Here is a 12,604-nt window from a genome sequence, read left to right on the forward strand (position 1 = left end):
GAGCGAGGGTAGAGTGAAAACTATTCGCGATGATACGGGTGGTTGACGGTAATTGTCCAAGCTCGATACAGCTGCTCGGCTAACACAATACGCACCAGAGGGTGCGGCAGAGTCAAAGCGCTCAACGACCATCGACGCTCGGCCCGCGCCAAACACTCCGCAGACAAGCCGTCAGGGCCGCCAATCAACAGGCTGTAATTATCACCCGACATCTGCCAACTGCTGAGTTGCTGCGCCAACTCTGGCGTCGTCCAACTCCTGCCTTTGACATCCAAAGCGATCACCCGATCGCCCTGCGGCACAGCCTTGAGAATTTGCTCCCCCTCGGCCTGGCATAATTGCTCCGCTTTGGCATCCTTGCCTCTGCGGGCTAGCGGAACTTCACGCCATTGCAGGCGCAGCTCGCGGGGCAGGCGCTTGCTGTATTCGCTAACACCCTCTTCCACCCAAGCGGGCATTCGCCCGCCGACGGCAACAATAGTAAGGCGCATTAATCTCGCGTCGCGGGCTTGGCCCAGAGGCGCTCCAAGTCGTAAAGTTCACGCGTTGCCGGCAGCATGACATGAACCACTATGTCACCAAAGTCGACCAGCACCCACTCGCCAACATCATCACCTTCCACCCCAATCGGCCGCGCACCTTCCTTTTTGGCTTCCATGCAGACGTTATTGGCCAGTGATTTCACATGGCGGTTGGATGTACCACTGGTAATTACCAGATAATCCATGACATCGGTCAGCTCACTGACGTCCATCACCACCGTGTTAACGGCCTTCAGGTCATCCAGTGCGTTTTCGATAATGGCTTTAAGTTGATCAGCTTCCATTCAGGCTTCCAGGGGGTTGTTCGGCGGGCTCACTTTGAGCGCCCACGCGTTGATAAAGTTGATGGTGTTCAATATAGCTCAGTACCGGCTCCGGCAGCAGGTAGCGCACCGAGCGCCCCGCCGCTAATAGCGCCCGGATTTCTGTCGAGGAGATATCCAGCGGACGCAATTCTTCTACCAATACGCAGCCATTCGGAGCACTCCGTAGTGAGGCGCGATCAGTGCTGCGGTGCTGCTTGAGCCAATCGGCAATCACTCCCTGCTGCGGTAGCTCCCAGCCAGGCCGAGCGATAACAACTATGTGGGCCAAGCCCAGTAAATCTTGCCAGCGGTGCCAGCTATCTAAGTGCAGTAAGGCATCAAAGCCTAAAATTAGGCAAAGACTGCGCTGCGGCCCCAGCTCGCCGCGTATTTCAGCTAGCGAATCCACGGTATAAGAGGGCCCACTACGCTCTAATTCGCGGCGATCGCATTGTAATCGGGGTTCGTCGCGCAACGCCAAGTCGACCATCGCCGCACGGTCTTGTGCACTGCACTCAGGTGCTTCGCGATGCGGCGGAACAGCGCAGGGCATGAGCCGCAAGCTCGCCAGCTGCAAACGCTCCAGCACTTCTACTGCCGAACGCAGATGGCCTAGATGTACCGGGTTAAAGGTTCCGCCTAATACACCTACAGGGCCGGGTGCAGCCGAGGGCATCAAGAGCGGACCTGCCCCTCGCCAAATACCACATATTTCTGCGAGGTCAGGCCTTCTAATCCCACTGGGCCACGGGCGTGCAGCTTGTCAGTGGAAATACCAATTTCCGCACCGAGACCATACTCAAAGCCATCAGCAAAGCGCGTGGAGGCATTGATCATAACCGAGGCTGAGTCAACTTCCCGCAGGAAACGCATCGCCCGGCCATGATCTCGCGTGACAATGCTATCAGTATGCTGAGAGCCATAGCGATTGATATGGGCTATGGCCTCATCCAAACCGGCCACAACCTTTAGGGCTAATACAGGAGCCAAATACTCCTCGTACCAATCTTGCTCGCTGGCTGCGGCAATTTGCGGCACGATAGCCTGAGCCTGTTCGCAGCCTCGCAGCTCAACGCCGGCGGCGGCGTAGGCCTCAGCCAAACGCGGCAGCACTTCAGGAGCTTCGCTGAGCGCCACCAACAGCGTTTCCATGGTATTGCAGGTACCGTAGCGATGAGTCTTAGCATTCATGGCAATGGCACTGGCCATACCGAGGTCGGCACCCTCATCGATGTATACATGGCATACGCCATCGAGGTGCTTGATCACCGGCACGAGCGCCTCGCGACTAATACGCTCAATCAGGCTCTTACCACCACGGGGCACAATCACATCCACATAGTCTGGCATGGTAATCAGCTGCCCCACTGCCGCGCGATCGGCGGTTTCAATAACCTGCACCGCGGTTTCAGGCAAGCCAGCAGCGCGCAAGCCTTCAGCTAGGCAAGCAGCGATGGCACAGTTGGAAGCTAAGGCCTCAGAGCCGCCGCGCAGGATAGTCGCGTTACCGGATTTAAGGCACAAACTTGCGGCCTCGACTGTGACATTGGGACGGGATTCGTAAATGATGCCAACCACCCCCAGTGGCACACGCATTTTGCCCACCTGAATCCCACTGGGCATGGTGTTCATATTAGTGATGCTACCGACGGGATCCGGCAGTGCTGCCACTTGGCTGAGCCCCTCGAGCATGGTATCGATAGTGGCTGGGGTCAGCTCAAGACGATCGAGCAAGGGTGCATCTAAACCATTATCTCGACCGCGCTGTAAATCCCTGGCATTGGCCTCGGCAAGCGCCTCGCGGGCAGCATCTAAAGCATCCCGGGCGGCCAGCAAAGCCTTGTTGCGCTGCGCCGTTGAAGAAGCGGCTACCTGCGTTGCTGCCTGGCGCGCTGCGCGCCCGACAGTTTTCATGTACTGCTCTACATCCATTGCTATATATCTAAGTACCTAAAAGTGCGTGGCATTATACCTGATAGCGCAGCGACAGTCGCGAGACATAGATGTCAACGCTTTATGGCAAATAGCGCAAGAGCCTCAGCCTGCAGGCGGCGCCAAGTCACTGAGCAAGCGGCGAGTATAAGCGGCTGATTTTGCGCATCTCCAGCCCTGTAAACACTGGCTACACAAGCAAAAAAAACGCGGGCCGAAGCCCGCGTTTTGCTAACAACTAAAGTGCGCGAAATTACAGCGCGTCAGCATTCTCTGACAGGTAGGCAGCAACACCGTCTGGTGATGCGTTCATACCTTTATCGCCTTTGTTCCAGCCTGCAGGGCAAACTTCGCCGTGCTCTTCATGGAACTGCAGCGCCTCAACCAGACGAATCAGCTCGTCGATGTTACGGCCCAGCGGCAGGTCGTTAACCAGCTGCGAGCGGACTACACCTTCTTTGTCGATCAAGAAAGCGCCGCGGAAAGCTACACCGCCGTCGCTCTGCACATCGTAAGCTCGTGCGATGTCGTGACGTACGTCAGCTGCCATTACATAAGATACTTCACCAATACCGCCTTTGTTGATCGGCGTGTTGCGCCAGGCGTTGTGAGTGAACTGCGAGTCAATCGACACGGCAACGACTTCAACGCCCAACTCGCGGAATTTGTCCATGCGGTGCTCCAGAGCAATCAGCTCCGAAGGGCAGACAAAAGTAAAGTCCAGTGGGTAGAAAAAGATCAGGCCGTATTTACCAGCCATCTGCTCAGAACGCTTGTAAGAATCAACAATCTCACCATTGCCCATTACTGCAGCCACATCAAAATCTGGGGCCGGCTTTCCTACTAATACACCCATGTTTAATCTCCATTAAGTAGAGGGTAAAAAAACACCCGATCAACATCGGATAGACTAGATCAACATATTACACAGGCCGAGCGCTGGGGGCCATTTCAATTAGTGTTGCTGAGAGAAGTTTTTAAGCACAGTAATCAGCAAAGGCTCGAAGCGCGCCTGAAAATCACAGGCCTTATCATAGCGTAAATTGCCGCCAAACGCTATTGACAATGATTCTCATTCAGCTTAACTTGCCAGCTCTGAACAGCACAGAGGATGGCAGCGCACACTATGTACGTCTGTATTTGCAAGGGAATCACCGATACTCAGATCCGCGCTGCCGTGCAAGAGGGCGCCAGCAGCATTCGCGATATACGCAACAACCTAGGAGTTGCCAGCCAGTGCGGTAAATGCGGCATCATGGCGCGCGAGATTGTTCGCGAATCACTAAACAGTTTGACTAGTAATGAGCAAGAACTGTTTTACGCCATCAGCTAAGGACTCATAGCAAGCAGCCACAAGGCGTACCGCAACCCCACTCCTACCCCGCTTGTAGCTCATCAACAGAGCCAAATGCTGGTTTGACAGACAAGCCGGCATGGACGACTCTTTAAACACCTACACTGAGCAGAGAACTCCGCGATGAAAGGTGACGCAAAGGTTATAGAGCACTTGAACAAGGTGCTCGGCAACGAACTGGTGGCGATCAACCAGTATTTTCTGCATGCCCGCATGTACAAGGACTGGGGCCTCAAAGAGCTGGCCGACCACGAGTACCACGAGTCGATCGATGAAATGAAGCACGCCGACCAGCTGATCGAGCGCATTCTTTTTCTAGAGGGTCTACCCAACCTGCAAGATCTGGGTAAGCTGATGATCGGTGAAAACACCCAAGAAATGCTAGCCTGCGACCTTAAACTGGAGCAGCGAGCTCACCAGGACCTAAAAGAAGCCATTAGCTACTGTGAGTCAGTGAGCGACTTTGTATCGCGCGAATTGTTCGTAAGCATTATGGAGTCAGAGGAAGAACATATCGACTGGCTGGAAACTCAACTCAGCCTGATCGATAAGCTTGGGCTGCCAAACTACCTGCAAAGCGCCATGCAGAGCATCAAAGCTGAATAGTAAAGCTCTGCTGCCCGCACAACTCTATCGATGGGCGGGCGGCAGCGAAGCGGCGACTTTAGGCCTGCTGTTTAGCAGCAGAAGCAGCTGCAGCTTCTTTAATTAAGGTTTGCAGCTCACCACTTTCAGACATCTCCATCACTATGTCACAGCCGCCAATCAACTCACCTTCAACCCACAACTGAGGGAAGGTAGGCCAGTTAGCATACTTTGGCAGGTTAGCGCGCACATCGGGGTTGCTCAGTACGTCGACATAGGCAAAACGCTCACCACAGGCCATCACTGCCTGGACAGTCTGAGCAGAAAACCCACACTGCGGCTGGTTTGGAGAGCCTTTCATGTACAGCAAAATGCTGTTGTTCTCGATCTGTTCTTTAATCGTGTCAATAATATCCATAGAGGTCACTTATCCTATCGGGGCGGGCCCGCTATTAAGGGTGATGAAAACGGTTTAACGGCGCGCAGTTTACCTTAATTTGATCTGCATTTCCGAGCGGAGTTCCACCAAGAGCAGCTACAGACAGTGCTTGACGATTGCCTGAAAGCCGCTTTGTGGCTATAGTAAATCCCCTTCCAGGCAGCCCTGCGCTGCCTTTTTTCGTTCAAAGAGGAACCGAAAGTGGCCCTGCCCGAAAACTCGCCCAACGCCAAAGCGGCTTCTGCCGTCATGCCAACTTACGCTCGACTGCCAGTCACCTTCAGCCACGGGGAAGGCGTCTATCTCTTTGACAGCCAAGGTCGGCGCTATCTCGACGGCATTTCAGGCATTGGCGTTAACGGCTTAGGGCACGCCCACCCAGCAATCACTGCCGCCATTAACGAGCAAGCTGGTCGCTTGATTCATACTTCCAACTTGTACCAGATCGCCGAGCAAGAGCAACTGGCCTCCGCGCTCTGTGAAGTTGCGGGCATGGAAACCTGCTTCTTTGGCAACTCTGGCGCCGAGGCCAATGAGGCAGCCCTAAAACTAGCTCGCCTCTATGGCCACCAGCGCGGCATCAGCAAGCCCGCTATCGTAGTGATGGAGCGCTCATTCCACGGGCGTACTCTGGCGACACTGAGCGCCACTGGCAACCGTAAAATTCAAGCCGGCTTTGACCCCTTAGTTAGCGGTTTTGTACGCGCCCCGCTCAACGACCTCACGGCGATTGAGCAAATTGCTAACAACAATCCCAGCGTAGTGGCGGTGCTGGTGGAGCCAATTCAAGGCGAGGGCGGCGTGCGCATCGCCGACACGGCCTATTTACAGGCTCTCAGTGAGCTGTGCCAGCAGCGCCAATGGCTCCTCATGCTCGATGAAGTGCAGACAGGTAATGGCCGCACCGGCAGCTACTTTGCCTACCAGCAATTGGGCTTTATGCCCGATGTCGTTACCACGGCCAAGGGACTAGGAAATGGGCTGCCCATCGCTGCCTGCCTAGCACGCGGCGCGGCTGCCAAGGTCTTCTCGACGGGCCACCACGGCTCAACCTATGGCGGCAACCCACTGGCCTGCCGCGTAGGCTCTGCTGTACTTGAGACGATCATTAAAGACGAGCTCTGTGCGCAGGCCATCAGCCGCGGTGAGCAGTTGCGCGAGACCCTGGCCAAGGAGCTAGCCGGTGATAAGCGAGTGGTCGATATTCGTGGTCGAGGTTTAATGATCGGAATTGAGCTGAGCAGCGATTGTAGTGCACTGGTTGCACGCGCATTAGATCAAGGGCTATTAATCAACGTTACTGCGGCAAATACTATTCGCCTGTTGCCACCGCTAATTATTAGCGAAGCACAGACGGACGAACTCGCTAAGGCAGTCGTTAAACTGATCCAGTCCCTGGACTGAAGCAGCGCCTGCACCGACGAACAGAACGCTTAGAGACCATAACCATGGGCCAAACACGTCACTTTCTCACCCTGCAAGACCTCAGTCCGGCAGAGTTACAATCCGTCTTGGCTCGCGCCACAGAGATGAAGCGCGAGCGCCAAGAAGGCCTTGACCAGCGTCAGTTCCCAGGCGCTGTGCTAGCTATGATCTTTGCCAAGTCCTCCACCCGCACTCGCGTGTCCTTCGAAGCAGGTATAGCGCAACTTGGTGGCCACGCCATGTTTCTATCACCGCAAGACACCCAATTGGGCCGTGGCGAGCCGATTGAGGACAGCGCCCGCGTCATTTCCTCTATGGTCGACATCGTCATGATTCGCACTTTTGGTCACGACATCGTGGAGCGCTTTGCCAGCCACTCCACAGTACCGGTGATCAATGCCTTGACTGATGACTTCCACCCCTGCCAATTGCTGGCGGACATGCAGACTTGGCAAGAGCACCGCGGCAGCATTGCCGGCAAAACCGTGTGCTGGGTTGGCGATGGCAATAATATGTGTCAGTCCTATATTAACGCCGCCGCTCAGTTCGACTTCCAGCTGCGCATTGCCTGCCCCCCTGGCTTTGAGCCGGCCAGCCATCTACTGAGCGCAAATAGCGAGCGGGTGACGGTCATACACGATCCCCGCGAAGCCGCCAGTGGCGCGGACTTGCTGGTCACTGACGTCTGGGCATCCATGGGTCAAGAAGACGAGCAAAGGGAGCGCGCTCGGCAATTTACCGGCTATCAAATCAACCGCGAGTTGATGCAGCTAGCCGCCCCCGACGCCCTCTATATGCACTGCCTCCCAGCCCACCGCGGAGAGGAAATCAGCGCCGAACTTATGGACGCAGCAGATACGGTTATATGGGAAGAAGCAGAAAACCGCCTTCACGCCCAAAAAGCCCTGATGGAGTTTTTGCTTAAAGCCAATCGCTAAAGCCATAAAATGCACAGCAAATAAGCAGGCTGTTGCACAAAATCTTTTTTAACAGCAAATAAATATATGCCCAAGCAGCCCGCTTTTTTGCGGGCTCAATTCTGCCACATCAAGTATGTCGCGGCTTACAAGGTTAGCGCCTGCCGACCGAGCTATTCTCCACAACTTATCCACAGCATAAACCCAGCCTCATGCCCTTGCTTTGCGCTCTCGGACGCTTTATCTTGTATCCAAATTGGCCAAGCACCCCAATATATGGGATAAACGCTACTACAGCTGTCAATCGACCTGAGCGTAAAGTCAAGCCAAAAAGGATAATTTAAGCGCGTCTAAGTAAGAGATAAAGCAGCGGCTCAGCCGGGGCAAAACAGCATAAATGACCCGCGGCACTACCCCGCCACTATCACCACCGACGAGCTAAAGCAGTAACAGCAAACACCTAATTCGCCACAGCCTGTGAAGGCTCGGCATCAAGAGCAAAGGGCGTACAGACGCCCCATAAAAGTGTACTAGCTGGGAGATACCAAGCCCGGCACCACCGACATCGGAGTAATCATGCATACAGAAACCAAACAGTCAGGTAGCCAGAGCGAAGCGCCGCTTAGCTCAGCACAAGCCAGTGGCGTCAGCGCCAATATTGCCGCCACCGCTCCGGGACAGCTGCGCGTCATCAAACGCAACGGCACCGTGGTGCCCTTTGAAGCCAGCAAGATCACCGTCGCCATCACCAAGGCCTTCCTCGCTGTTGAAGGCGGCAATGCAGCAGCTTCTAGCCGCATCCACGAAACCGTGGCTAAACTGACCGAACAGGTCAGCTCGACCTTTAAGCGCCGCATGCCCTCCGGTGGCACCATTCACATCGAAGACATTCAGGACCAGGTAGAGCTGTCACTGATGCGCTCTGGCGAGCACAAAATCGCCCGCGATTATGTGATCTACCGCGAAGAGCAAGCGCGCAAACGTGCCGACAAGCAGGCGCTATCACCCGCTACGGCGCAAGCTGCCGAAGCCATCACCGTAGTACAGCCCGATGGCAGCCGCGCAGCGCTAGACATTGAGCGACTTCACACCATCGTCTCGGAAGCCTGCTCCGACCTCGACGACGTCAGCGAAACGCTGATCCTCGACGAAGCACTGCGCAACCTCTACGACGGCGTAACTCTGGCGGAGCTCTCGACCTCACTGGTAATCACCGCTCGCACCCTGATCGAAAAAGAGCCCAACTACAGCTACGTCGCAGCCCGTCTACTCTGTGACAACCTGCGTGCTGAAGCACTGGGCTTTTTAAAGGTGGCCGACAAGCCCACCCAAGCGGACATGCACCATCTCTACGCCCAAGCCTTACCTGCTTACATCGCTCGCGGTGTCGAACTGGAACTGCTCTCCCCTGAGCTGCAAAGCTTCGATCTAGCACGACTAGGTGAAGCTCTGTTACCCGAACGCGACCTGCAGTTCACCTACCTCGGCCTGCAAACGCTCTACGACCGCTACTTCATTCACAGCAATGAAGTTCGCATTGAGCTGCCGCAAATCTTCTTTATGCGTGTCGCCATGGGCCTAGCAATCGAAGAAGACGACAAAAACGCCCGCGCAATCGAGTTCTACCAACTGCTGTCGTCCTTTGATTACATGAGCTCCACCCCGACTCTGTTCAACGCCGGTACCCTGCGACCACAGCTGTCATCTTGCTACCTGACTACGGTTCCCGACGACTTGCACGGCATTTACGGCGCTATTCAGGACAACGCCATGCTGAGCAAATTTGCCGGCGGCCTGGGTAACGACTGGACGCCAGTACGCGCCCTCGGTGCCTACATTAAAGGTACTAACGGCAAATCACAGGGTGTCGTGCCCTTCCTTAAGGTGGTCAACGACACCGCTGTAGCGGTCAACCAAGGTGGCAAACGCAAAGGAGCGGTCTGCGCCTACCTCGAAACGTGGCACCTCGATATCGAAGAGTTTGTCGAGCTGCGCAAAAACACTGGTGACGACCGCCGCCGTACCCACGACATGAACACCGCCAACTGGATTCCCGATCTATTTATGAAGCGGGTATTTGACGATGGCGAGTGGACCCTGTTTTCACCTCACGATGTGCCCGATCTGCACGATCTCTACGGCAAAGCCTTTGAAGAGCGCTACACCTATTACGAAGAGCAGGCTCGCGCCGGCAAAATAAAGCTGCACAAGACCATGCGCGCCCAAAACCTGTGGCGCAAAATGCTCGGCATGCTGTTCGAAACTGGCCATCCCTGGATGACCTTTAAAGACCCCTGCAACCTGCGCTCACCACAGCAGCACGTCGGCGTGGTGCACTCTTCAAACCTGTGCACAGAGATCACGCTGAACACCAGCCAAGATGAAATCGCGGTGTGTAACTTGGGCTCGATCAACCTGCCCCAGCACATCGATGAAAACGGTCTGAACCTGGACAAGCTGCAGCAAACCGTGAGCACCGCAGTACGCATGTTGGACAACGTGATCGACATCAACTACTACTCCGTTGAGACCGCGCAAAACTCCAACTTCAAGCATCGCCCAGTGGGGCTCGGTCTGATGGGCTTCCAAGACGCCCTGTATAAGCAGCACATCGCTTATGGTTCAGAGGAAGCCGTGAACTTTGCCGACCGCTCGATGGAAGCCATCAGCTACTACGCTATCGACGCCTCCAGCCAGCTGGCCGCAGAGCGTGGTGCCTACTCCAGCTATGAAGGTTCGCTGTGGAGCCAAGGTATCTTCCCAATCGACTCGCTGGACCTACTAGAGCAAGAGCGCGGCGCCGACTACATTAAGGTGGACAAGAGCCAGACCCTAGACTGGCCAGCGCTGCGTGAACTGGTGAAAGCTCGCGGTATGCGCAACTCCAATGTGATGGCGATTGCACCGACAGCAACCATCGCCAATATCACTGGTGTGTCACAGTCGATTGAGCCGACTTACCAAAACCTGTATGTGAAATCGAATCTGTCTGGCGAATTCACCGTGGTCAACCCCTACCTAGTGAAAGACCTTAAGGCCCGCGGCTTGTGGGATGGGGTCATGGTCAACGACCTCAAATACTACGATGGTAGCGTGCAGCAAATTGACCGTGTGCCGGAAGACTTGAAAGCCATTTACTCAACCGCTTTCGAAGTCGAGCCGCGCTGGTTGGTCGATGCCGCCAGCCGCCGTCAGAAGTGGATAGATCAGGCTCAGTCGCTGAACCTGTACATCAACAACGCCAGCGGCAAGAAGCTCGATATCACTTACCGCATGGCCTGGTACAGCGGCCTGAAAACGACTTACTACCTGCGCTCACTAGCAGCAACAGGTACCGAGAAGTCCACTATTAGCACCGGCAACCTGAACGCTGTGTCATCCGGCGAACAGATGGGCGGCCCTGCTCCGGTACCCGATGCCTGCTCACTGGACGACCCAGACTGCGAGGCCTGCCAATAGGCGGGCCCGTGCTGGGCAAGACAGCAGCGCAAGCAGCTATACACGAACACACAACAGCCGTAGAGGACTATACGATATGTTGAATTGGGATGATTACCACGAAGAAGAGAGCAGCACTGCTAAGCCAGCCAAAGCGGCTGCAGCTGCTCAAGCGCCAGTTGCCGAAGCACAGCCAGCAGCGGCACCAGCAGCAGCGGCCAGCCCCGCTGCGCCGGCGAGCACAGCAGCCACCACGGATGTGCCAAAAGATGCCGCCAGTAATATCGCTGCCGCTGCCCGTGCCGTAGAGAACATCGATGTTGCACCAGGCCTAGAAGAGTTAGAGATGGGCGCCGCCCGTGTATCGGTCGACGAAAAAGCGATGATCAACTGCCGCGCCGACCTCAACCAACTGGTACCTTTTAAGTACGACTGGGCTTGGCAAAAGTATCTCGATGGTTGCGCCAACCACTGGATGCCGCAAGAAATCAACATGACAGCCGACGTCGCCACTTGGAAAAGCGCCGATGGCTTGACCGAAGATGAGCGCCGTATCGTCAAACGCAGCCTGGGTTACTTCTCCACTGCCGACTCACTGGTTGCAAACAACTTGGTGCTGGGTATCTATCGCCTAATCACCAACCCTGAGTGCCGCCAGTACTTACTGCGCCAGGCCTTTGAAGAGGCCATTCACACCCACGCCTATCAGTACTGCATCGAGTCACTGGGCATGGATGAGGGCGAAGTATTCAACATGTATCGCGAGATCCCCTCAGTTGCTAAAAAGGCCACTTGGAGCTTGGAGCAAACGCACAACCTGTCGGATCCCAACTTCAAAACCGGTACTGTAGAGAACGATCAGACACTGCTGCGCAATTTAATTGGCTTCTACGCCGTCACCGAAGGCATCTTCTTCTACTGTGGCTTCACCCAGATTTTGTCCATGGGTCGCCGCAATAAAATGACTGGCGTGGCAGAACAGTTCCAGTACATTCTGCGCGATGAATCCATGCACTTGAACTTCGGCATCGACGTGATCAACCAGATCAAGCTGGAAAACCCACACCTGTGGACCGAAGAGTTCCAGAAGGAAGTCATCCAGATGATTCTTGAGGGCACCCAGCTGGAAATCGAATACGCCAGAGACAGCATGCCCCGAGGTGTACTGGGTATGAACGCCGCGATGATGGAAGAGTACTTGCAGTTTATCGCCAACCGTCGCCTGTCACAGCTCGGCCTACCTGAGCAATTCCCGGGAGCGGCCAACCCCTTCCCCTGGATGAGTGAAATCATGGACCTGCGCAAAGAGAAAAACTTCTTTGAAACCCGTGTGATTGAATATCAGACCGGCGGCGCGCTGAGCTGGGATTAAATCAGAGTGCCCGGTTGCTCTGCAGCCGGGCATCTCCGCTCTAAAACCTCTTTAAACAACGACGGGAAACCCGCTATGGATGACCACGATGAAAGGTCCGAGGATACCGAAACCATACTGATGGCGCTGGATCAGATCAGTCAAACCATCGAAGTGATGACTAGCGTGGTAGGCAAACTGCGCACCTTTGTCGAGCAAGAAGTTGCTAGCAATGGTCAGCAGCACGATTTACAAGAGGACCTGCGTCCTGACCGTGTGCTGCACTAGTACAAGGCTAACTCAGACTCACCTTAGC

The 12,604-nt window shown here is 55.2% G+C and carries 13 protein-coding genes; 7 read left to right on the plus strand and 6 right to left on the minus strand.

Translation table 11 applies throughout. The features are described from left to right. Positions 1–20: 20 nt before the first annotated feature. The 5 genes from rlmH to H2508_RS08870 all read right to left on the minus strand — a co-directional run bounded on the left by rlmH (position 21) and on the right by H2508_RS08870 (position 3,635). Positions 21–491 (minus strand): 23S rRNA (pseudouridine(1915)-N(3))-methyltransferase RlmH, encoded by a 471-nt coding sequence (gene rlmH / locus H2508_RS08850; protein WP_182172041.1) that lies wholly within the window; start codon positions 489–491, stop codon positions 21–23. Beyond that, positions 491–826: a ribosome silencing factor gene (gene rsfS, locus H2508_RS08855; RefSeq protein WP_182172044.1), complete on the minus strand. Its 336-nt coding sequence runs from the start codon at positions 824–826 to the stop codon at positions 491–493. Before rsfS ends, rlmH begins: the two co-directional genes overlap by 1 nt. After that, a complete protein-coding gene (nadD, locus tag H2508_RS08860; RefSeq protein WP_182172046.1) occupies positions 816–1,523 on the minus strand; it encodes a nicotinate-nucleotide adenylyltransferase in 708 nt (235 codons plus the stop codon). Before nadD ends, rsfS begins: the two co-directional genes overlap by 11 nt. Next, the gene (locus H2508_RS08865) at positions 1,523–2,779 is read right to left on the minus strand and encodes a glutamate-5-semialdehyde dehydrogenase (RefSeq protein WP_182172049.1); all 1,257 of its coding nucleotides are present in this window, start codon (positions 2,777–2,779) and stop codon (positions 1,523–1,525) included. The genes nadD and H2508_RS08865 overlap by 1 nt, the downstream gene beginning before the upstream one ends. A gap of 253 nt (positions 2,780–3,032) precedes the next feature. After that, a complete protein-coding gene (locus H2508_RS08870) occupies positions 3,033–3,635 on the minus strand; it encodes a peroxiredoxin (RefSeq protein WP_182172052.1) in 603 nt (200 codons plus the stop codon). A gap of 270 nt (positions 3,636–3,905) precedes the next feature. Here H2508_RS08870 and H2508_RS08875 point away from each other — a divergent pair, with 270 nt between their 5' ends. Then, entirely contained in the window at positions 3,906–4,112 is a 207-nt protein-coding gene (locus H2508_RS08875; RefSeq protein WP_182172055.1) for a bacterioferritin-associated ferredoxin, read from the plus strand. Between the two features lie 144 nt (positions 4,113–4,256). After that, entirely contained in the window at positions 4,257–4,739 is a 483-nt protein-coding gene (gene bfr, locus H2508_RS08880; protein ID WP_182172058.1) for a bacterioferritin, read from the plus strand. Positions 4,740–4,797: 58 nt separating this feature from the next. Here the strand turns inward: bfr and grxD are convergent, their stop codons facing one another. Continuing rightward, complete coding sequence (gene grxD, locus H2508_RS08885) at positions 4,798–5,136, minus strand: Grx4 family monothiol glutaredoxin (protein WP_182172061.1); 339 nt, start codon at positions 5,134–5,136, stop codon at positions 4,798–4,800. A 270-nt stretch (positions 5,137–5,406) separates the two neighbouring features. On the opposite strand from grxD, the gene H2508_RS08890 reads away from it, so the two are divergent. The 5 genes from H2508_RS08890 to H2508_RS08910 all read left to right on the plus strand — a co-directional run bounded on the left by H2508_RS08890 (position 5,407) and on the right by H2508_RS08910 (position 12,576). Further along, positions 5,407–6,561: an aspartate aminotransferase family protein gene (locus H2508_RS08890; RefSeq protein ID WP_182173406.1), complete on the plus strand. Its 1,155-nt coding sequence runs from the start codon at positions 5,407–5,409 to the stop codon at positions 6,559–6,561. 44 nt (positions 6,562–6,605) lie between these two features. Continuing rightward, a complete protein-coding gene (argF, locus tag H2508_RS08895) occupies positions 6,606–7,520 on the plus strand; it encodes an ornithine carbamoyltransferase (protein ID WP_182172064.1) in 915 nt (304 codons plus the stop codon). 555 nt (positions 7,521–8,075) lie between these two features. Beyond that, complete coding sequence (locus tag H2508_RS08900; RefSeq protein WP_182172067.1) at positions 8,076–10,958, plus strand: ribonucleoside-diphosphate reductase subunit alpha; 2,883 nt, start codon at positions 8,076–8,078, stop codon at positions 10,956–10,958. 76 nt (positions 10,959–11,034) lie between these two features. Beyond that, the gene (locus H2508_RS08905; RefSeq protein WP_182172070.1) at positions 11,035–12,309 is read left to right on the plus strand and encodes a ribonucleotide-diphosphate reductase subunit beta; all 1,275 of its coding nucleotides are present in this window, start codon (positions 11,035–11,037) and stop codon (positions 12,307–12,309) included. Between the two features lie 75 nt (positions 12,310–12,384). Beyond that, positions 12,385–12,576 carry a hypothetical protein gene (locus tag H2508_RS08910; RefSeq protein WP_182172073.1) on the plus strand — a complete coding sequence of 64 codons (192 nt, stop codon included), beginning with the start codon at positions 12,385–12,387 and terminating at the stop codon, positions 12,574–12,576. The last annotated feature ends 28 nt before the right edge of the window (positions 12,577–12,604 follow it).

Origin of the sequence: Sediminihaliea albiluteola, assembly GCF_014077625.1 — a bacterium.
GTDB lineage: Bacteria > Pseudomonadota > Gammaproteobacteria > Pseudomonadales > Halieaceae > Sediminihaliea > Sediminihaliea albiluteola.

Coding starts and splice junctions, on each gene's coding strand:
- grxD (WP_182172061.1), bottom strand. CDS start 5,136: ATGGATATTATTGACACGATTAAAGAACAGATCGAGAACAACAGCATT.
- H2508_RS08905 (WP_182172070.1), top strand. CDS start 11,035: ATGTTGAATTGGGATGATTACCACGAAGAAGAGAGCAGCACTGCTAAG.
- H2508_RS08865 (WP_182172049.1), bottom strand. CDS start 2,779: ATGGATGTAGAGCAGTACATGAAAACTGTCGGGCGCGCAGCGCGCCAG.
- argF (WP_182172064.1), top strand. CDS start 6,606: ATGGGCCAAACACGTCACTTTCTCACCCTGCAAGACCTCAGTCCGGCA.
- nadD (WP_182172046.1), bottom strand. CDS start 1,523: ATGCCCTCGGCTGCACCCGGCCCTGTAGGTGTATTAGGCGGAACCTTT.
- H2508_RS08870 (WP_182172052.1), bottom strand. CDS start 3,635: ATGGGTGTATTAGTAGGAAAGCCGGCCCCAGATTTTGATGTGGCTGCA.
- bfr (WP_182172058.1), top strand. CDS start 4,257: ATGAAAGGTGACGCAAAGGTTATAGAGCACTTGAACAAGGTGCTCGGC.
- H2508_RS08890 (WP_182173406.1), top strand. CDS start 5,407: ATGCCAACTTACGCTCGACTGCCAGTCACCTTCAGCCACGGGGAAGGC.
- rsfS (WP_182172044.1), bottom strand. CDS start 826: ATGGAAGCTGATCAACTTAAAGCCATTATCGAAAACGCACTGGATGAC.
- H2508_RS08875 (WP_182172055.1), top strand. CDS start 3,906: ATGTACGTCTGTATTTGCAAGGGAATCACCGATACTCAGATCCGCGCT.
- rlmH (WP_182172041.1), bottom strand. CDS start 491: ATGCGCCTTACTATTGTTGCCGTCGGCGGGCGAATGCCCGCTTGGGTG.
- H2508_RS08910 (WP_182172073.1), top strand. CDS start 12,385: ATGGATGACCACGATGAAAGGTCCGAGGATACCGAAACCATACTGATG.
- H2508_RS08900 (WP_182172067.1), top strand. CDS start 8,076: ATGCATACAGAAACCAAACAGTCAGGTAGCCAGAGCGAAGCGCCGCTT.